General features: G+C 34.8%; 17 protein-coding genes and 2 pseudogenes. 7 read left to right on the forward strand and 12 right to left on the reverse strand.

Features of this window, described 5'->3' with window-relative positions:
• Positions 1-321: 321 nt before the first annotated feature.
• The 3 genes from AC1DIT_RS14425 to AC1DIT_RS14435 all read left to right on the forward strand — a co-directional run bounded on the left by AC1DIT_RS14425 (position 322) and on the right by AC1DIT_RS14435 (position 4,251).
• Positions 322-1,182 (forward strand): DnaD domain-containing protein, encoded by an 861-nt coding sequence (locus tag AC1DIT_RS14425; RefSeq protein ID WP_476998251.1) that lies wholly within the window; start codon positions 322-324, stop codon positions 1,180-1,182.
• Positions 1,179-2,465: a replicative DNA helicase gene (gene dnaB / locus AC1DIT_RS14430; protein ID WP_016113333.1), complete on the forward strand. Its 1,287-nt coding sequence runs from the start codon at positions 1,179-1,181 to the stop codon at positions 2,463-2,465. Before AC1DIT_RS14425 ends, dnaB begins: the two co-directional genes overlap by 4 nt.
• Positions 2,466-3,309: 844 nt before the next feature.
• Positions 3,310-4,251: a hypothetical protein gene (locus AC1DIT_RS14435; RefSeq protein WP_476998252.1), complete on the forward strand. Its 942-nt coding sequence runs from the start codon at positions 3,310-3,312 to the stop codon at positions 4,249-4,251.
• Positions 4,252-4,516: 265 nt separating this feature from the next.
• Here the strand turns inward: AC1DIT_RS14435 and AC1DIT_RS14440 are convergent, their stop codons facing one another.
• From AC1DIT_RS14440 to AC1DIT_RS14480, 9 genes are all read right to left on the reverse strand, one after another.
• The gene (locus tag AC1DIT_RS14440) at positions 4,517-6,058 is read right to left on the reverse strand and encodes a glycoside hydrolase family protein (RefSeq protein ID WP_016131667.1); all 1,542 of its coding nucleotides are present in this window, start codon (positions 6,056-6,058) and stop codon (positions 4,517-4,519) included.
• A 98-nt stretch (positions 6,059-6,156) separates the two neighbouring features.
• Positions 6,157-7,206, reverse strand: a complete 1,050-nt coding sequence (locus tag AC1DIT_RS14445) for a glycosyltransferase family 4 protein (protein ID WP_016113336.1) — start codon at positions 7,204-7,206, stop codon at positions 6,157-6,159.
• A gap of 3 nt (positions 7,207-7,209) precedes the next feature.
• Entirely contained in the window at positions 7,210-8,013 is an 804-nt protein-coding gene (locus AC1DIT_RS14450; protein ID WP_016113337.1) for a glycosyltransferase family 2 protein, read from the reverse strand.
• Positions 7,991-9,211, reverse strand: coding sequence for an O-antigen ligase family protein (locus AC1DIT_RS14455; RefSeq protein WP_016113338.1), 1,221 nt, complete (start codon positions 9,209-9,211; stop codon positions 7,991-7,993). The genes AC1DIT_RS14450 and AC1DIT_RS14455 overlap by 23 nt, the downstream gene beginning before the upstream one ends.
• Entirely contained in the window at positions 9,192-10,664 is a 1,473-nt protein-coding gene (locus AC1DIT_RS14460) for an oligosaccharide flippase family protein (RefSeq protein ID WP_476998253.1), read from the reverse strand. Before AC1DIT_RS14460 ends, AC1DIT_RS14455 begins: the two co-directional genes overlap by 20 nt.
• Positions 10,665-10,694: 30 nt before the next feature.
• On the reverse strand, positions 10,695-11,009 hold the full coding sequence (locus tag AC1DIT_RS14465; RefSeq protein WP_016113340.1) for a hypothetical protein: 315 nt from the start codon (positions 11,007-11,009) through the stop codon (positions 10,695-10,697).
• Positions 11,010-11,118: 109 nt separating this feature from the next.
• Positions 11,119-11,757 (reverse strand): sugar transferase, encoded by a 639-nt coding sequence (locus tag AC1DIT_RS14470; protein WP_016113341.1) that lies wholly within the window; start codon positions 11,755-11,757, stop codon positions 11,119-11,121.
• A gap of 13 nt (positions 11,758-11,770) precedes the next feature.
• A complete protein-coding gene (locus tag AC1DIT_RS14475; protein WP_016131665.1) occupies positions 11,771-12,391 on the reverse strand; it encodes a CpsD/CapB family tyrosine-protein kinase in 621 nt (206 codons plus the stop codon).
• The gene (locus AC1DIT_RS14480; protein WP_016113343.1) at positions 12,375-13,127 is read right to left on the reverse strand and encodes a YveK family protein; all 753 of its coding nucleotides are present in this window, start codon (positions 13,125-13,127) and stop codon (positions 12,375-12,377) included. Before AC1DIT_RS14480 ends, AC1DIT_RS14475 begins: the two co-directional genes overlap by 17 nt.
• A 545-nt stretch (positions 13,128-13,672) precedes the next feature.
• Here AC1DIT_RS14480 and AC1DIT_RS14485 point away from each other — a divergent pair.
• Together AC1DIT_RS14485 and AC1DIT_RS14490 are read left to right on the forward strand one after the other, a co-directional pair.
• Positions 13,673-14,902 carry a helix-turn-helix domain-containing protein gene (locus tag AC1DIT_RS14485; RefSeq protein WP_016113344.1) on the forward strand — a complete coding sequence of 410 codons (1,230 nt, stop codon included), beginning with the start codon at positions 13,673-13,675 and terminating at the stop codon, positions 14,900-14,902.
• 895 nt (positions 14,903-15,797) lie between these two features.
• A complete protein-coding gene (locus AC1DIT_RS14490; RefSeq protein WP_016113345.1) occupies positions 15,798-16,955 on the forward strand; it encodes an acyltransferase family protein in 1,158 nt (385 codons plus the stop codon).
• Positions 16,956-17,644: 689 nt separating this feature from the next.
• Here the strand turns inward: AC1DIT_RS14490 and AC1DIT_RS14495 are convergent.
• Complete coding sequence (locus tag AC1DIT_RS14495; protein WP_051124588.1) at positions 17,645-17,857, reverse strand: helix-turn-helix domain-containing protein; 213 nt, start codon at positions 17,855-17,857, stop codon at positions 17,645-17,647.
• A 1-nt stretch (position 17,858) separates the two neighbouring features.
• Between AC1DIT_RS14495 and AC1DIT_RS14500 the strand changes: the two are divergent.
• Positions 17,859-17,981: pseudogene (locus AC1DIT_RS14500) on the forward strand (IS110 family RNA-guided transposase); the annotation flags it as partial.
• Positions 17,982-18,109: 128 nt separating this feature from the next.
• Here the strand turns inward: AC1DIT_RS14500 and AC1DIT_RS14505 are convergent.
• On the reverse strand, positions 18,110-18,982 hold the full coding sequence (locus tag AC1DIT_RS14505; RefSeq protein WP_476998254.1) for a LysR family transcriptional regulator: 873 nt from the start codon (positions 18,980-18,982) through the stop codon (positions 18,110-18,112).
• Between the two features lie 90 nt (positions 18,983-19,072).
• Here AC1DIT_RS14505 and AC1DIT_RS14510 point away from each other — a divergent pair, with 90 nt between their 5' ends.
• A complete protein-coding gene (locus tag AC1DIT_RS14510) occupies positions 19,073-19,381 on the forward strand; it encodes a cupin domain-containing protein (RefSeq protein ID WP_002094998.1) in 309 nt (102 codons plus the stop codon).
• 335 nt (positions 19,382-19,716) lie between these two features.
• Here the strand turns inward: AC1DIT_RS14510 and AC1DIT_RS14515 are convergent.
• Positions 19,717-20,497 (reverse strand): annotated as a pseudogene (locus AC1DIT_RS14515) (IS4 family transposase); the annotation flags it as partial.
• Positions 20,498-21,238: the final 741 nt, after the last annotated feature.

Consider the following 21,238-nt stretch of genomic DNA (forward strand, 5'->3'; position numbering starts at 1 on the left):
GTTAACACAATTTAAAAATGCATGCTCTTTGCTACATGCAATGATACACTGTACTTCTTGTTCATAAGTGCGGAAGTCGGCCATGTACAGATTAAAAGAATCCCTCCCAAGCCCCTTACAACCCCCTACCAACAAATAAATCACTAAAAAGAAACAAAATAAAAAACAAAAAACTACTACAAGCAGTCCCTCAAAAAAAAACAGTAGTCGTAGTAATCGTAAAAAATATGAAATCACTCCGCCAAACTTCCTCCCTTATCCCTATATACATGATGGAACCGTCAATTACATATGTTTCATTAAGGGATAGGAGGAATAAACATGGCAGTATACCGTAATGTACAGGTGAATTTTTGGCAGGATGATTTTGTACTCGATTTAACACCGGAGRAGCGGTATTTTTATRTKTATTTGYTRACTTGTTCGAAGACGACGCARTGYGGGATTTATCCGTTACCGAAGCGTTTGGCGGAGATGGAGACAGGTTATAACCGGGAGACTGTTGAGAAGTTGCTGCAACGCTTTGTCGAGTATGGAAAGATATTATATGATGCGGAAACGAAGGAGTTATGTATTTTAAATTGGCTGCGCTATAACCCGGTTACGAATACGAATATGGAGAAGTGTGTGTTACGTGAGCTGAAGACGGTGAAAAGTAAAGAGTTTGTACATATGTTTTTGCAAAAATGTTTGGAGGAAGAGATGAATATTCCGCTACTTTTAGAGCATTTCGGTATGCCGGGTGAGTTGTCTGAGATGATTCCGCAAGCATCTATTGAAAGTTATGAAGAGGATGAGGAAGTAGAAGAGACGGAGCCAGGCAGCAGTGTATTCATGTTTTATGAGCAAACTTTCGGTAGTTTGTCGTCTTATGCGGCGGGGGAATTAAGTGAGTGGATGGCAGATTTATCGGAGGAGCTTGTCTTAAAAGCGCTCCAGATCGCTTTTGAAAATAATAAGCGGACGCTTGCTTATGTGAAGGGGATTTTACGGGATTGGCACGGTAAGGGATATACGAAGGTTATTGAAGTAGAGGAAGCGGCAGCGAAGTTTCGGAAGAAGGATCCGACTGCTATGCATGAGACTGAGAAGTTTCTAGAGGAGTGTGAAGAGTGGAAGAAAAACGTGCCATCTGAAGAAGAGCTGCAGAAGTTCCTCAAGGAAGAGGGCTGGCGGCCATGAGCATTCAAAATATTGAGGCCGAACAGACGGTATTAGGGTCCTTGCTGCTTGATGGTGAACTGATTAAGGAGTGTAGGCTGACCGATCAGCACTTTTCTACGGCTGTGCATCAAGCTATCTTTAAGTTGATTCGGAAAATAGAGGAGGAAGGACAGCCGCTGGATCTTGTTGCGCTTGTTTCAAAAATGGAACCTGCTTTTTTGGCGCAAATTGGTGGTATGGAATACCTTGTAAATATAATTGAGAGTGTGCCTACTACTGCTAATTTCTCCTATTATGAGGGGCTTGTTCGGAATGCCTGGAAAATGAATCAGGCGGGAAGTATGGCGCACAGCATGTGTGAACGGCTTCTTGCGGAGAAGGATGAGAAAGTAATCGGAGAGACGATTACAAGACTTTGTGAACTGGAAGAGGTGGATTGCACACTTGATTTTGATTTGAAGGATACGTTAGTCGATCTTTATGAAGAGCTGCATCAAGATACAGAAGAACTTACTGGTATTGAGACAGGTTTTTCAGCTTTAAATAAGATGACGTGTGGTCTGCAGGAAGGGGATTTTGTTGTGATTGGGGCACGGCCTTCGATGGGAAAGACGGCGTTTGCCTTAAACATTGCGCTTCATGCGGCGAAATCGGATGCGGCAGTTGGATTGTTTTCTCTGGAGATGAGCAACAAGCAACTATTGAAACGAATGGTTTCTTGCTTGGGTGAGGTATCTGGGAAAAGGCTGAAAAATCCGAAGCATCGTTTTACGATAGAGGACTGGGGGAAAACGAGCCGGACATTTGCAGAAATTGGGGATCTGCTGCTAGAGATTTATGATAAGGCAGGCGTTACAACGCAGGAGATTTGGGTGCAAGTGCGGAAGCTGAAACGGAAGTATGAGGATAAAAAGTTGCTTGTGATTATTGATTACTTGCAGCTCATTACAGGTGATTCGAAATATCGGGGAAACAGGTTTCAAGAAATGAGTGAAATTTCTCGTAAGCTGAAGCTCATGGCACGTGATTTAAACGTGTGCGTCGTAGCGCTGTCGCAATTGTCTCGTGGGGTAGAGTCACGTCAAGATAAGCGTCCGCTTTTGTCTGACTTAAGGGAGACGGGGCAGATTGAGCAGGATGCGGATGTCATTATGCTGATGTATCGGGATGATTATTATGATAAGGAGACGGAGAATAAAGATGTGACAGAAATTCAGATAGCGAAGCATCGGAACGGGCCTATTGGAGGGATGAAGCTAAGGTTTTTGAAGGAGTTTGGGAAGTTTGTAGAGGATGGTTAAAAATAGCCTGGTGAGTTCCATACCTAAAATAATCTTGATTCTTTTTTAGACGGTTTGGATAAGATTAAGAGGTTGCTAGTCAAAAATTTCTTCAAGCAGTAGGGAATGTAATTATTAGGAATATAAAAAAGACACTTCATCGAGTGTCTTTTTACTGAAATGATATTTTTATCCCGCTATTCGCGGGCAGAAAGACCCCCACCTTAAAATTCAGCGAAAGCAAAGAAGTTAGGCGGGGGATCAACTGCCCGTAAAAGCCCGATTCGTGAGGGCTAATAATCAGTGGGGGATGAAGAAAACCCCCACTGATTAAAGTTTTACTTTATATTGAGAGTTTATTTTTTGAATGTAACAATTCGTGAATGTAAGGAAAAGAAAATGGTAAGCTTATACACCTTTTGCTTGCAAAAAATATCCATCTGCACGAAAATAAAAGAGGTAATAGTTGTAAAAAATGTTATAAAATCCAATCGGTCTCTTTTTAGTGAAATCTCCCCTATCAATAAAGCTTAAAACAGCCTTATTCAAAGGAGTTTTTTTATACTTTTCTTGCTTAGGGGAGATCATATTAGTTCTGAAAGAATGTATGGTAGTCTTTTTTATCCCGCTATTCGCGGGCAGAAAGACCCCCACCTCAAAATTCAGCGAAAGCAAAGAAGTTAGGTGGGGGATCAACTGCCCGTAAAAGCCCGATTCGTGAGGGCTAATAATCAGTGGGGGATGAAGAAAACCCCCACTGATTAAAGTTTCACTTTATCTTTTAATCTTGTTTCATGACAGTATTAATATTTGAAGACAACGATAGAGTATTCATATATAACGAACCGAAGAAAGGAAACTAAATATGAGGATGAGTACGATGAAAAAAATGATTGGTTTAATCTTCTTAGGTATAGTACTAATCGTTTTTGTTCTTTACTATCAGAATCATTTTAATTCAGATCGAGAAGAGAAGATATACGTTGAGAATTTCAAAGGGGATAATGATTCTGATAAAATTCAATCAGCGATCAATCAAGCAAAGGATAATAAAATAAAGACTGTTTTGCTTGATGACAAAAAGTACAAGATTACTTCCCCTATCGTTGTGAAGCAAGGTGTTAAGTTGTTATTCGGGTATGGAACACAGTTTATTGTTGATGGTGACTTCAGGGTGATTGAACTTGAGAAGAATGCTTCAATTGAAGGGGCCTATATTGCCATTGATGATGCGAATTTTAATTCGGAAGTGATCTATTTAGATGGTAAACATAAATATTATAATACTTGGAACAAAACACATATAAAGGATATAAATATCATCAATTGGTCTGAAACGAACAAGGGGACAGGGATATCGTTATACGCTGGTGGAAGAGAACATGAGATTTCTTTTGTTAACTTCGAAAACGTTAAGGTARTAGGAATGAAGAATGGAGTAAAGTTAAAAGTGGATAAACCGGATTCTGGATATGCTTGGATAAATGCTAATCGGTTTCTGAACTTTTCTTTAGAGGATTGTGTAAACATGATTTACATGGATAGTCATTCAACGATACCGAATGAGGCTAGTGGGAATCAATTTACCAATTTACAGATACAACCTTCAAGCAAAACAAAAAGTGTTTTGACGGTGAGCGGGCAACATAATGAGTTTCATGGGATGTTGTGGGATTTGAACCAAATCAATCATGGAAACACTATTGTTGAGCTTACGGATAAGAGTATGGATACGACCATTGATATTTCTTCTATGCCTACGAGCAGAATCTCTGATAGGGGACAAGCAAATAAAGTGAAGCAGTAACTGTAAGGTTCTCGCAATCGGACATTGCTTTTTTAGGAGGAGCCCCCCTAGATTCATGTCGAGACTGCGATAATTATAACGTATAAGTTGAAATTTATCTTCTGGGGGCATGATGATGTGGATTTAATTGTTAGAGTATTTCGTGTTTTTGTATAAGAGGTGATAGCTACGCAAAATTTTTTGAATAGTTAACATTTGAAGATATCGAAGGGGAGCATTTTAATATTTACTAATGGAAGTAAATGAATCTTAATTTGTACTATTTTCATAGTTTAGATGTGCTAATTTGCCCTTGATCATTTATACTCAATCTCCATTTTGTTCCATTTGGAGAAGTCAACGTCACAGCATTCCCTTTTTGAAATTCTAAATCCCCATATAATGTGCCACCAGTAGTTGGAAACCATGAGGAGCCATGCTGTAAAGATGATTTTGCGAATATTCGATTTATCCGAAATCGTTTGTGATCTTGTGTATATTCGCTTAGTGTTAGCTTAACTTTATACAACATTTCTGATCTTACTTCTGAAATCACAGTGTTTCCGACATTAAATGGGAGATTTTTGGCCACTTCCCATGGTCCATTTAGGCTCTGTTGATATTCAATTAAAATACGACTTGGGCTTTCATTCCATCCAAAATAGATACCGATGCAATTCAGCATGTTAATAGGCTGCTTAGAAAAATCTAACTCGATTACAATTGGTTGAGTACTAGGAACATCCACGTAATTCACACTTTGTTCATCGAGCAGGTTAAAACAATTATTAATATGTCCTGCATAAGGGGCTTTTCCAGAAAGTTGGCGCACTGCGTAGCGGACATTTGCATTTACTAATATATCATCTTGATTCCCAGCTAGATGTGCTTTTCCTAATGCAAGAGGAGGAAATATAGGAAGGGATTCTTCATGTGGTGAGGTACACCGATTGTATAGGCCACGATCGAGAATAGATGTGGAAACTTGATTTGAGAATAGGTAGTTATGATGAGAAGTGGAAGAGAATTCGATAACGAGGGGAGCAGCATCCATACGAAAGACGTCCCATATTACTCCTTCAAACATATTATAGGCACCTGAACAGCGGATTACTTTTTTTGTTTGTTTCCGGCATTGAACTTGGATTCCTGCAAAGGTGTTCCCTGAAATTTCGTAAGGTAATGCACCATTTCCTATAATCTCGATACCATACTGACAACCATCTATAAAAATAGAATGGAAGGAGTTTGCATTCATCCAACAAGGATTGTTTATATCCGCAAGCTTTTCTGTTTTTAAATAGATAGCCGTATGAAAGTTTGTGATTTGGATTGAGTATGCTTTAAAGAAACTTATGAAATCCCATGCCTTTTTACAGGATAGATGAATTGCGATACCTTGGTAAGTTGTTGTACGGTTTATAATATTGATATTTGATATAGAAGTATGATTATGAATTTCTATTTGTTGGGCACCAGAAAGGTAAAGAACGGATGAGTTAAAGTTATTATCCACAATTTCAATCGAACCACCAGAGATTGAAGTGTTTTTTTGAAGCTCAAACACTTGGAAATCCCCTTTGACGATTAATGTTACAGTGGGATCCATTTCAAGATGTACATTTGACTTAATAACAATAGGAGAGGATATAGTATATTGTTTCTTCCCGGTGATGACAACTTTGGAATAATTGTTGGCCGCGCAATAATTAATGGCTTCTTGAATAGCTTGGGAATTATCGAGTAAATCTGGACTGGCACCAAAACAATCAATATTAACAACACTTTGATTTTGGCAGTCTTCAGCAAAATTAAGAGGTTCTGTCAACTTATAACACTCCTTATATGTGGGATATTATATAATATGCATGTTTGAAAAAAAGCATATATATAAAAGAAAAAACAAACGATGGCCTCGTTTGTTTTTTAAAATTGATAGGTTTTAAGTGTAGAATGAATCATATTTGAGAGGGAAAAGGATTTTTCTACTTTGTCTCTTGCCGCTTTTCCTAAACATTTTCTGAAGTCTTGATTGTCATGAAGTAACTGGATTTTCTTTGCAAATTCTTTTTCAGAATGATGGGAAATGAGAATGCCGGTTTCATCATCTATAATGGCTTCTTTGATACCACCAACATCTACAGAAATAATAGGTGTTCCAGAAGCCATTGCTTCAAGGACTACCATTGGAAACACTTCTCTTAGGGACGTTAGAAGCAGCAAGTCCATACTGCAAATAAATTCATATGGATTAGATGTATTACCTAAAAGCGTMACCTTATGATTTAACTTGAAATCACGAATCATTTTTTCAATCAAATCCCGTTCAGGTCCATCTCCAGCAATATAAAACATTACGTTACGTACATCTTTTAACTCATTTGCAATTTTTAAAAAAAGTTCATGGTTTTTCTCTTTTGATAATCGGGCTAAAATTCCGATATTGAGGATTTCTTTAGGTTGTATTTGTTGAAAAGAAAAATGTTTTACATCAACACCATTGTAAATCGTTCGAATAAGATCTTTTCTTATACCTAATTGCAGTAATCTCTCTTTCTCGAAGTTACTCACTGCGATAATTTGATTAACATGTTGATTTAACACTTTTTTAAATAGCGCGGGAAACTTTTTTTCAAGTATTGTAACATTATGTTTTGTATAAATTAGCTTAATTTTTCTTCCCGTAATTTTTTTTATTACAATGGAATACAGTAACATTCTGAAACTATTTGCATGGATAACATCAATGTCCAATTTCATCACTTGTTTACTTAATGTATAGAGGTTAGCAGGATGATTTTTTAAACTTAAAGGAATAAAATGATGCTTATTATGAATTTGATGATACAACTCACCTGTGGCAGCTGCTGAATAAAACGTCATGTTTTCATGTTTGAGATAGTTTTCTAATTTGCAAAAATACATCTCAGCGCCACCTGTTATGAGTTTATCGGTTAATAGTAGAATATTGTTCATTTTTTATTTCCCTCCACTGGTCATAGAAGGAGGTCGGTCTCCTCTGTTTTTCTTGTATGCATGATAGGCATATTGACTAAAATAAAAGTTGGTTTTTACAAAGTTTAACTTTTCTTGGTTTCGTAAGAGTTTCCAATATCGGTAGGCAGCTTTTAATTTATTCCTTGAAGTAGAGTTACTTACAATACGATATTTAGATAAAATCTTTTGTAAGCCATAGGCTTGATATCCTAGCCGTAATAATGCTAACCATAGGGCAGTATCTTCAGGCTGGATAACGGGCATTTCAATTTGTTTCAATTGATGCCTATCTAACATCACGGTTAAACAGCCAATCGTCGTATTTCCCAGCAGATATTTATAATCTACAACTTTCGGTGCATTAACTTTAATATTCATTGAATTGCCTTGTTCGTCAATTAAAGAATAAGAGGTAAAAGAAAAAGCAAGATTCCCGTTTTGCATAAAAGCGACTTGTTCTTCTAGTTTAGTAGGTAACCAGAGATCATCGCTGTCTAAAAAGGCAATATAATCTCCTTGAGCTTCTTTTAATGCTATATTTCTAGCTCTAGCGGCGCCAACATTTTGAGTTAAAGTAATAAGTTTAATGCGTGGATCTTTTTCTATATATTGTTTGATGACATGAACGGAGTCATCTGTCGACTTATCATCAACGATAATCATTTCCCAGTTAGAATATGATTGGGCCTGAACGGATTCAATGGTTTCTTTTATAAAAGGGGAGCTGTTATAAGAGGGAGTTATAACAGAAACTAATGATTCGCTATCTTTTTTGGTGTATATCATAAAAACCAGCCTCTTTTCTTTCATATACAGAAATATATTTTAAAGCAATTGCTAAAAAGGAAAAAAGCGCTTCGTTAATCATGAGGGAAAGAGATACCATCTGCAATAAAAAAGCAAAAAGTGTAAGGATAATAAAGGGTTCTTTATTATGCAATTTCGTTTTAAAGAGCTTGATAATGAACAGGAATAAAAAAGAAAGGTAAAAAAGAAAACCAATAATTCCTGCCTCTACTAAGATCTCTAGATATGTATTATGAACATATAGTTTTTCATTATGTTCAAATGCGTAATAATCCGAAAAATTAAAGGCACCGATTCCCAAAAGGGGATGAGACATAAAATAGTTAATCGCCTGTTCCCATAATTCAAATCGACCACTTCCTTTATCAGAAGAAAAGTCATTGATGCGGCTGGAAATGATTTGATTCAAATCAATTTGCATAAAAGAACATGCGGCGTAGATTACAACTAGGCATAACAGAGCAATCAGTATCATTTTTACCTTTTTTAGAAAATCCGCTAATATTATGTATAAAATGACAACGAGTATTAGGGCGACAATACCGCCTCGAGAAAAAGTAAGAAGGTTGGTAATTATACATAAGATGAATCCAAATGAATGCTTAAATCCTTTTAAGTGTGTTAAATAAAAAGAAAAAAACAAGGTATTATAAAAAATGAAGATGTTTGGGTCATCAAGTAGTCCAATTAATCTTGGATAATCTCTATCTAATAGTAATCCGTAAGAGGTGATCTCAACGCCTGTTGGGGATCCCCCAGTTATCTGTAGTCCAATCATGTATAATAACAAACTAATCATGTTAAATAGTATCCCGACATTTGCAATGGAAGCCTCAATAGCAGGAATTGAAGCTTGCTCCAACATATATCTCATGATGAAATAACAAATAAGGACAAGTATTACTCCTAGAATGACGCGAATACTTGATTCTGGATACTGTGAAAAAGCACCACTTAGACAATAGGTAAAATAAAATAAAAGCAATAAAATTTCATAATGATAAAGGGGACGAAAGTAAAAGTCTCGAAAATAAATACAGAAAAAAATGACTAAAAAAATCATATAAATTTTTAATGAAAAACCGATGGACAAATTATATTTACTAAGTGTAATGAAAAATAATAAAAGAAAGACTTCTAAAGTAGAAGTATTTCTTTTAATTTGTAATCTTTCCATTTCCTCGTTGTCTCCCGTCTTTTAAATGGTTAATATTCTGTTGTTTTTTCTTTCTTATAAAATCTTTAATCAAGTCCCGAGTGGCTTGATCAAATAGTAAAACCATCGTAGACATTAAGATAATGGTAGAAAACATGGCTATAAAAGGAAACTTATATAATAAGTAGTGTAATAGGATAAAACTTACCGAAAAGTAGGATCCGTATGGAATAACGACTTTGGTTAATACTGTTTTTCTGATTGGATTAGCTAATATATAACCAATAAATGATACGATTTCCATCGTTAAAACAGAAAAAGCTGCTCCCGCTATTGCATAAGTAACACTCAGATAATAAAAAGACAATAAGCCAATAGAGATGGTTATAAATTGAACCATAGTACGGCGGTTTTGCAGTCCTCTTGTTGTGAGACCATCAGCAATGGCGATATTAAATCCTTGTAAGACAATAATAAAGGATAGTATTTTTAAAGGCTGAACCGCAGATCCCCATTTATCTCCAAATAAAAGCGTGATCAGATAGGGGGATAAATAGAATAAAGCTATTGTCATACACATTCCAATCAAGGACATAAATTTCATTTGCAGGATATTTAATTGTGTATGTTTCTTTACCTCCCCATGACTATAACTCTTAAATAACAGTGGGAAAAATGCACCTGCAATAACCCCTGGTATTTGATAGAGAGCTGAGGGGATTCGGTAAGCTACTGCAAAGAGCCCAACAAGCCCTAAGGGAAGTGTTTTTTCCAATACTAATGGACCTAGTTGAGGAGTCAATATAATAAATAACCCACTCATTAAGAACGGACTAATATTGATCAGTAAATTTTTTTGAAAAGGGAATTTCCATTTAAATTCTATGTTTTTTCTGAGTAAATACAGGCAGTAAATACCCCCGGCTAAATAAGAAAAACCATATAAAAAAGCTGTTACATGTATATTCACTTTTAAGCTTATACACAAAATAGTTAATGTGACTAATACAATGGCCGAGAAGATTTTTATGGATGCAATAAATTGCATTCTTTCAGATAATTGAAAGTAGGTTATTCCTATGCTCTGTAGCACTAGGCCGATGATTAAAGGAATCATTAAACTATACATCATATAAAGAATTTGTTGTTCATGATAAAAGACATGGATACCGAAAGAAAAAATAACAAATGTTAAAAGTAAACATGCCACTCGAACTTTTATATAAGAAAAAAATGTAGCGTCGAGGTTTTCCTTTTTTGCTCCTTCTCGAAGGAACGTATTACTGACTCCCAAATCTGTAAAAAAATGCATGACCATGGAAAGAGCTAGTGCTACACTAAATATTCCATAGTTCTTTGAGTTAAAGTAATTTGYCAATAGTATGAGCGTACCTGCATTTAAAACATTAGCTAAAATCGTGCTGTAAAGTAAGTGGAATATATTTTTAATAATTGAGTTTGTTTTCTTATTCACTTATTTCTCTCCCAATTCACAACTGTAAAGTCACTTAAGTACAGATGTAGGTTCTTTTCCACTAGGTAAAATAGAGTCTTTTTGCTTAAGGTAATAATCATATGTATTCGCAAGACCTTTTTCCAATGCATATATAGGTTGCCAACCTAATTTTTGAATACTCTTTTTATTACAAAGCAAACTTTCTTTGACGTTACCGTTTTTTGCAGGCTGGTGAACTACAAAGTCAGGTTTAAACGCCTTCATCGCTTTTTCTAATGATCTTTCATCTTCTACATTATCAAAGAAAGCTATACCTTTCGAATGGACATTATTTACGGATCCGGTGGATGAGTTATCATACACAGCCAATTCATAATTATTATGAATTCATTTGTCTGCAATATGGGATCCGATAAATCCGAAGCCCCCCGTTACTAGCACTTTCTTCATTTTTTATTCTTCCCTTCAATATTTATCTGGCCCCATTTCCAGTAAATACAATGGCCAATGTTCGACATAAAATCTTGATTTCCATAGCGAATGATCTATGCTGGATATAGTATAAGTCGAACGCTAATTTTTCTTCGGGAGTTAAATCATATCCACCATTCACTTGCGCCAATCCTGTTATTCCAGGCGTTACAAGTAAACGATGTTTAAAATTAGGCAATGACTTATCAAACCTTTTATAGAAATATTCTCTTTCAGGTCTAGGGCCAACGAGTGACATATCTCCTTTTAACACGTTAATAGCTTGAGGGATTTCATCAATTCTAGTTTTTCTTATAAACGCACCTATTCTTGTAACCCTAGGGTCCTCTTTACTTGCCCACTGAGGACCGTTTTTTTCAGCATCTAAAAACATGGAGCGTAACTTTATTAATTTAAAATCTTTTCCGTTTTTTCCTAGACGCTGTTGATAAAAGAAGGGAGAACCGGTTGATTCAATTGGGATAAGGATGCAAAAAAGAACTAAAATGGGTGATAAAAGTAACAGCATGAAAAGCGAAACAACAAAATCTATAAGTCGTTTAACAAGAAGGTAGGATGAAGTTGATAGAGGTTTTACTTGTATTTCTACCTGACTATCAATCTTTATTTTTGGGTCCAAAAGTTACCCCCCTTTATGAAATAATGACTGCACCGAGTATTTCACATTTGTTATGTTCGAGTTGCTTTCTTGCATTTGCAATTCTTTCTGACTTATCACGGCCTTCCTGTATCATTAAAACAACGCCATCACAATGTTTTGCGACAATTTGTGCATCTGGTGCGTTTAGGAAATCGGATGTGTGAAATAGAATGATATCAAAATGCTCTTTCCACTCCTCAATTAGGACTGGGAAAGTCTCTAATGTTAACAATGTCATTGGCTCATAAAGGTCTTCACCTGTAGATAAACAAGATAGATAATCCGTTATTTTTATTGTAGTATCTTTATTTTGCTCTCTTAAGAGTAAGTTGATTAGACCAAATGAATGATCGATATTAAACACATGATGTAAAGAAGGTTGACGCAGATTCGCATCCACTACCAACACTCGTTTTCGTTGTTCTGAAAAAGCTAGGGCCAAATAAGCAGTAGCATTGGTTATATTTTGTGTTTGTGCAAGTGAAGAAATCATTAATATTGGCTTTTCCTTTTGAAGGTTTAGCTCAATATTGTTACATATGCTATAAAACCGTTCTTTGATGGTGATATCGTATGGGTTAAAGAAATATTTCCTCTTAAATTTGATAGTCATTATGTTCACCTCGTTTCATAGAAGGTAAGCTTTTATAAGCTGTTTTTTGTTTGTTTTTTCTTTTTTTGGTATTTAAGTTCACTCTTCCTAATAATGGGAGGCCGAGATGTTCGAGTTCACGATTGTTGTAAGTTGAATTATCAAAGTGTTCCCGTAGAATTGCCAAGCCAATTCCGGCAAAAAGGCTGATTATGATTGAAATGGCTATAATGAATTTAGGTTTTGGAAAAAGTAGTTCAGCTTCTTCTGTTGTCACGGAATTATTAAGAATATTAAGTCTGTTTTCATTTGCATAGTTTTTAAATTTAGATATGGATTGATTTACGACAGATTGTGCAATTTTTTTAGCTAATTGTGGATTAGAATCTTTCACTGAAATCGTAATAATCTGTGAATCATTTCTATTGGTAACGGAAACCTGTTTAAGTAAATCATAGCTTGAGCGGGTCAGGTTTAACTCGTCTTTTACGCCTATCATGATATATGGGCTTTTTATAATATCCATATATGAAAGAGCTAGCTGTTTGTTATCTTGCACTCTATTTACTGGATTTTCCTCTTTTTCTACGCCTAAAGATCCAGCAAGAACTTGGGTGGAATACTGATAAGTCGGTTTCATAAGGTACATGGATGAAATAATAATGAACCCGCTAGTACAAATTGTCGTAAGTATAATGATTAAGAGTCGCCTTTTTAAAATTTGTATAAACTCTTTTATCTTTACTTTTTCATTCATCTAGTTCACCACTCTTTCAATTTAATAGTAGAGTTTTGGCGTGATTTTCCGAATGGGAATTATCACCTTTGATTTTGAAAAGGTCCTTATAACATTTATACTAGGGTGAAAAAATTATAAACCTAGCACCTGAACAAAAATTGAACAGAATTCTTCTTCCTAAATTTTTACTATGTAGGGAATAGCCACATCGTCATCAAGCTAAGAGTGCCAAGAGGGTATATGTGAGTATGTTTTTTGAAATTTCTATAACTACAAGAAAGGTGTGCATAACAAATAAATTAATCGAATGGATACTTAAATAAAGAAGTCGATCATTATGCTATTGTTCTTATAAATTTAAATAATAAGTGTTTTTTCTGAAAATTTATGGTAATATTTTGATATAAATTGTATTTTATTGAAAAAAATAGAATTTTTAGGCAGATTCAACTCTTCATGAATTTATTTATAAATCCACAAATGTATTACATAAATGTATGAATTAAAATGTTTGGTTTTTTATATGAAGCTTTATAATCTTATCTAGTTAAAAGGAGAATATAATGAATCATTCTATGGATATACAATATTTGTGTGATATTTTATATAAAACATTTCAAATATCTATTCAATTTTTATCTGCAGATGAAAAAATCTTATATAAATCTACTTCTAATGATATTTGCAGTCCTTTTTATTCTTCTAAGGAAGAACAGCTTAGTGAGCTTTTTCAAGAAAATGATCTCTATAATTTTCCGCTTATGAGAGGAAACAGTTATCTAGAAAATTTCGTTTTCATTCGCATAGTAGATCATGAATATATAAAAGGAACCTTTGTTATTGGACCTTCTACATATCCAAAGGTATCAGAAGATATGGCCATTAGACTTATGAATGAATTTGGGGAAAATGCTAGAATACGAGACGGAATTGAATACTATCATTCCATACCTGTGATAAAAAAAATAACTTTAATTGATATAGGAATTTTATTGCATTACATGATTTTTAAAGAAAAGTTAGATGTAAGTGCTGTTTGGAGAGAAAATAAGTTATTGGAGAAAACTCCCTATGAAATTGCGAATCCTGACTTATATATTTCAGCCCGTCGTCAAAATAATCCTAATCATTACGATATAGCATTAGAACGGAAATTTTTCACAAGCATTAAAGAAGGAGACAAAGAAAAATTAATAAAATATGCATATGCATTCCCGCAAGAAGATGCTGCAATTTCATCAAAAAGGAATCAACTAAGAAATCAAAAAAATAATGGAATTATGGCCATTACTTTAGCTACTCGTTATGCAATAGAGGGGAATCTCCCGCCAGAAATTGCTTTTTCGCTTAGTTCTCTCTATATGGAGACCATTGAACAACTAGATAACATGTATTCTGTCAATCGATTAATTGAGGACGCTTTATGCGCTTTTGCTGATCGCGTTAAAGAATATTGTATTCAAAGATATTCGAATACAATTACTACATGTTTAAATCATATTAGCAAAAACATTTACCATGAAATATCTCTCAATAATCTCGCTACGCTGCTTGACATTAATCCTACTTATTTATCTAAATTGTTTAAAAAAGAAGTAGGAACTCCTTTAAGTGAATATATTCAAAGGGAACGAGTAGAAGAAGCAAAAAAACTATTAACATTAACTACATATCCATTATCAGATATTTGTGCTTGGCTTAACTTTTATGATCAAAGTTATTTCACAAGAGTTTTCAAAAAAATATGTAACATGACTCCTAGACAATATCGTGAAAAGCATACTGTGATATAGGCTTGATATCTTAACAGCTAGGTGAGATATGTGTAATACTTATGCATATATATAGAATGCGATAGCTAAGAAACTTTTGTATTTTCATATTTCCCTTCTTAGCGAGGATAAAATGAATGTTCGGAATAAAAAAGAATTCCTTAGGGGGATTCTCTTTTATTTTTTATAGAGCTCGTTGACTCCAGTATAAAGCCTAACTAAAGGTGCAGTTTTAATTATTTTGCCTAACAAAGATATGTCATATGATTTGTATTTACTCATGTTAAATCTTTCTGATTCTACATACCATTTGAATGATCGGGTGAAATTCTCAATATTGTTCTTTGTTTATTTGTCTATTAAAAAATAATCATTTTGTATTTTCATTTATTACCAATTCATGTTATGTTTGGTAGAATAAAATATTTTGTGTAAATACATTTATCTTGCGAATAGGAAAAATATAGGGGGATTTACGACTCAACAAATTAAGAGAAAAGTACCCTTCTTTAATGAATGAGAGTGCACTACAAATGAATTTATATAGGAAACCGGAAAAGTATAAAAGTTTTTACAAGAAAGAGGAGATGTACCAATTTTATTCGCATGTGTAGGGAGACATAGCGAATAATCGAAATGACTGCTACCAACGAATAATCGATACAAAATATGGGAAAATGTAAGATTTAGCTGTTCCTCGTAATTGAAACGAAGACTTTCAAACGTAAGCATTCGCCCCATATCACCGTAGAGATGGGTGGCTAGTATTCGTATGTATCAAAGTGAAATGAGTACATATAGAACGCATTTTAGAACTCCATTATTCTCCTGCAACTGTAAGTAACATTATAATTCTGTAAACAACAAGATTGAAGTCACCTTGTATTTTAATAAAAATCTTTTTAGTAGGTGTAATATGATGAAAAGATATGAGGAGTTTGACTCTCTAAGGGGATTAGCAGCACTTCTTGTAATAATCGGGCATCATATGATGCTATTGCCTGCGTATGAAAATTATCAGTATGAGTTAAACAGTCCCTTCATAATTTATTTATTCAAGGAAACTCCTTTACGTCTTTTTTTTAGTAGCGGCAACGAATCTGTTATTCTCTTTTTTGTATTGAGTGGTTTTGTTTTGTATTTATCTATTAATAATGAGAAATTTCATTATGATACATACATAATAAAACGGATTTGCCGAATTTATATACCATATTTAGTAGCAATCAGCATTTCTATTATTGCTAAAATGCTTTTTAGTCGTAATGATATGCCATTTATTAGTGATTGGTTTAGTAAATCATGGACCACTGCAGATACACTAACTTTATTATTACAACATCTTGTTTTTATCGGTGAGTATAACACAGACACATATAACAATGTTATATGGTCTCTTGTTCATGAAATGAGAATTTCGATTGTATTTCCATTTCTGACTTTCTTTTTTATAGGCAAAAGGCTCAGATGTTCCTTACTGTGGTTTATTGTTTTAAGTTTTTCTTCGACTATGGGGGTATATTTGTTTAACTCTAGTGGAAGCATAACTAGTGTTTTTTTAAGTTTTCACTATATCACTCTTTTTTTTATGGGAGCTCTATTAGCCAAGTATCGTTCTTTAATTTTTCATTACGCTTTAAATATGAAAAAAGTGGTAAAAATTGCATTGTTGCTGATTGCGATTATTTGTTTTATGTATGAAGGAATGATTGGCGAAGTAGATTTTTTGAACAATTATATATTGAGAGACTACGTTGTCTCATTTGGGGTTTGTATAGTAATGATTATGAGTGTCGCTTCATGGACATTGAGTGCGTTATTAAGAACGAAAGTATTTATTTTTCTTGGAAAGATTTCTTATAGTCTTTATTTATATCATCTTGTTTCCTTATTCTCAGTTATGTATTTATTTTATGATAAACTACCTACCATACTAATAGTGTTTCTTTCCTTTTCTCTTTCTTTTTTACTATCTTCATTGGGGTATCTATTTATTGAAAAACCCTGCATAAACCTTGGGCGGTATTTAACTAGGAAAGGAAAGGATGAAGAAAAATATAGTCGTTCTTTATAAGATTCTTCAGTAAAATGTTTCTTCTCGTTGATTATCAACAAACAAATTTCAAGGTGGATGACAGGGTATTAGCAAAAGATTTTATCTTTAAAGTAGCAGCAAGAAAATCTATAGAAATCCCAAATTCCTATCAAAAAAGAAAAAGGAGACTTACCTTACAAGATTCAAAACTTTGATGGTAAACAAGGGAGTGAATTTTGGTTTACTCTCCCGTTACATCCGAAACGAAATAAGATGATTGCAAGACTTTTGTAACATTTATGAAAGAGAATTGAAAGATTTGTATAATAAGATAAATATATCGAAGGTGATTTTATTTTCATCTGAAGTAAAAAGTATAAGCAATGTACAAAATGTTAATGCCGGGGTAGCACCGCATGCCCATCAAGCTAATATTCTGAAGTGTCCCCAAAACGAAAATTTTATTATTTTACAGTTATTTATGAGAATTCAACTCATTTTCTTCGTTCTGGGGAACTACCAATTTCTTAAGTTGATGGATGCGGGTCGGTACCCCGTCTATAACTTTATTATTTGCAAACAATGATCGCAAAGTTGCACTTCTTCCAGAAACACCAGGAACATGAGCTGCAGATGCTCGAGCTGGCCAACAAAAACAGTTCATATTGCGTGATACGAAAAGTAGCCACATGGTTTTAATAAACCACATGGCTACTTTTTTAACATTCTTATACCATAGCTAATGCTGAAGCTTGTTCATTGACAACAATATCCAATTTCAATCCCAGAGTTTTTGCAAGTAATTGTATTGTATCGATACGCGGAATTACTTTAGCGCCTTCAATTCTCGCGATAGCTGACTGTTTTAATCCGGAAGCAAGGCGAGCTTTATATATAGCAGTGCAGTGTGGCTTGCGCAAAGGAAATAATGAGCGGATCAAGGCCTACTATGACAAGAAAAAGAAAGAGGGCAAGCCCTACAAGGTTGCCGTGATCACCTGCGCCAACAAGCTTCTACATCACGTTTATGCCATCCTTACCCGAGGCGAGCCCTATCGCACATAACCAATAAATCCCATAAACCTCCACGCCGATGGAGGTTTATTTGTCATTTCCATAAACATTATCACAAAAAATCTTTTAGGTACCAAGGCAGATCTGCTTGACAAACATTAGCTGGTTTTTGTGCTTGTTTAGCAGGATGAAAATATGTTAGCTACCAATTTTTCTGTAGCAGGGCTGAGGACTTTATTTTTTTTGCGGATTAATCCAACAGGTAAAGCGAATGAAATATCATCGATGTCACGAATAGCGTATTGATGTGAATTGGCAACGAAATTGCTAGGTAGCATAGCAATACCAAACCCTTGTAATACAAGATTTAAAACCATCTCCATGTTTGCTGCATCGTAATTAGAGTGTAAATGAAAGCCATGATGAAGAAAAACATGCTCTATTTTTCGCCGATAATCACACAATTGTCCAGTTAAAATGAAACTTTCATCTTCCAAATCACACATGTGAATTTTTTCTTGTGTAGATAATGGATGGTCGATTGGCAGTATCAAACAAAGCTTTTCTTCATATAGCGGATAAAATTCAAGATTTAATTCTGGTGATGGAGGGGGACATAAGGCAATATCAAGTTCGTTAGCGATAATCCGTTGACTAAATTGTTGGGTTACGCCACTTTCGATGGAAAGACAAATTTGTGGATGTTCTTTCATAAACGTTGTTAGTACGGAAATCAAATTTGTTTTGCCAATGGAATCAATTGCTCCAATCCGAATAAGTCCTTTCTGACCGATTGAAAATTCTTTTGCGGTTTCGGTGATTAYATCCACTTGATTTAATAAAATATCTGCCTGTTCTTTCACAAGTCTTCCGGCTTCGGTTAGCACCATTTGTTTTCCTTTACGCTCAAACAGTTCGATGCCGAGTTTTTCTTCTAATTGATTGATGTGTAGGGTGATGGTAGATTGTGCGTATTGCAGCAGATTTGCTGCTTTTATCTGACTACCACATTGGACAACAGCTTGAAATGTCTGTAACAAACGAATTTCCATAATTCATTCCTCCTGAAGAATAGTTCATTTTTGTTCATATTGACTAATATATCATCGTAAATTACTATTTGTATAGAAGGAGATGATAACATGAAAGATTTATTTTCCGTTGATATCACAAACAGTGAGTGGAAATTTGTTATGGATGGTATAGAACAAATTCCATTACGAGATGAGAATGGTGAACTGCGTTATGTCGTGCGATTTGCACCGGGGGCAAAATTCCCTCAACATACGCATAAGGATACCGAGGAATTGTTCGTATTAGATGGAGCTCTTATCAGCAATGATGTTGAGTATGGAGCAGGTTCTTATCTCTGTTATGGACCTAATACAGAACATGAACCATGGTCTGAAAAGGGTTGTTTGGTTCTCGTAATGGAACGTAATGCTGGATAGTGTTTTTCTGTTTCTGTTTTTTTGTGTAGGAAATTATTAATTTTTATTGTTTTCATGCAAACATTGCCACATAGAATGGATAACCTTCATTCTAAGAGGAAACCGCTCGAAAAGGAGCGGTTTTTTATGTTGTGTGCCCAGCAAGCCGTTAATTGTTAGTTGGTGAAAGTCCAACCGAGGTAAGAGCCAAGTCGCCTCGTAGCTGACAGGCAACTGGTGGAGAAATCCTAAGGTTGAAGCCCTGTGACCAATTTGGACACGACTATATTTTAGTTCCTCAAGCAATTAGGCCCAGAACCAGCAACCAAACGATAAACTATAATTTTACAAACAAATGGAATATTTGAAATACAAACGTTCATCGCACTTAAACGCTTACTTCGTTCTTTCATGACAATGCCCTTCTTCTTCTCTTTTAACGCCTGGTTTTCCCAGCGTTTTCGTGTTTGTTCTTCTGTCAATCGATGTAGGACCACTCGAGTTGGAAGCTTTCGATACAATCCGGTATAGGCTTTATGAATTTCGTGGGTTTGTCCTGGTTGTAGCTGCAACATGAGATCTTCCATGTCTAATTGAACATACTCCGACAATTTTTTCATTCGTCCGTCCTTAAAATATTCTGGATTAGGATTCTTCTGATAAATTCGGGTGTTTAATTTTAAGCGAGAAATATAACAGGCTCCTTTCTCATCCATTTGATGGAGATCTTCCAGGTCAAAATATCCTAAGTCACCTGTTTGCACTGTTTGTAAGCACGTGGAACCAGAGGTTCGATCATTTTGTTTACCTGGGCCAGAGTGCACATGCAGGAATTGGCCACTGAGAAGATCGTATTCCAATTGGATCTTCACGCCAGCTGTATGACTACTTTCTCCTGATCCTTGGTAAGTTGAAGCAAAAGCATCTGGAAGTTGAAACGTAGTAGAGTCCAAGATTCGTATACGCTACCTTTTAGCTTAACCATACACACAAAGCAACTAAATCTTTCGCTTGATACTTACTGGACCTCTGAACAAAACCTACTTTTTTGGCCAATTGTTTGAGGACATAAGGAGACAAAGATTGTTGCAATTCCAGTGAAAAGAGGTTCAGTTCATCTGAAACATCTCGAGACATAAAAAGCACCATCCTTTCCATCATATTACAGAAAGGATAGCGCTTTTTTCGTTTAGGGGGTAATGATTTGCCTTAGCTTGATGGGCATGGGGTCACCATATCATTTCGAGAATTTTGTACGCTAAGAAATTTATAAAGGTCATATAGATTTAATAACCGTTTATAAATGTTTTGTAACTGTAGATTTGTAATAAAGTTTGATTAAAATCCTGTTTAATACAGGATTTTTCTTCAATTTACGGGGCAGGTTAATTCAGGGGATATGGCGAAATATAGGAAATTAATAAACAAGGAGAATGATTTGGCATCAAAAAATACTGATATATATATCGAGAATGGAGGATAAGTATGAAAAAAGGGATAATTTTGTTTTTTATTGGATTAATACTGTTTATGTTAGGAATATATCTATCCACTTATTGGGTTATAATCGGCACATTAATGGGTGTTGTTGGAGGTATGATAATGGGTAGTAGCACCTACTTCTTGGCTAAAAGGAAAGACATTTCTAATTAAACTAACGATTGCATTTCTTTGTTTAAAACGCAGCATAAAATGATCAAACTTTTTTGTGAAAAACGAATACTAGATTACAAAAAAGGAATCCGTTTTGATCAAACTTTTTTATAAAGCAACATTAATACTCTTCCTTCCCTTTTATGTGTTAATAAATGGTAAAAATGATGGTATCCTATAAAATATTTTCTATACTTATATTAGACTTAACTAAGGAGGTTGTTC

The organism is Bacillus sp. 05T22 (assembly GCF_056396765.1).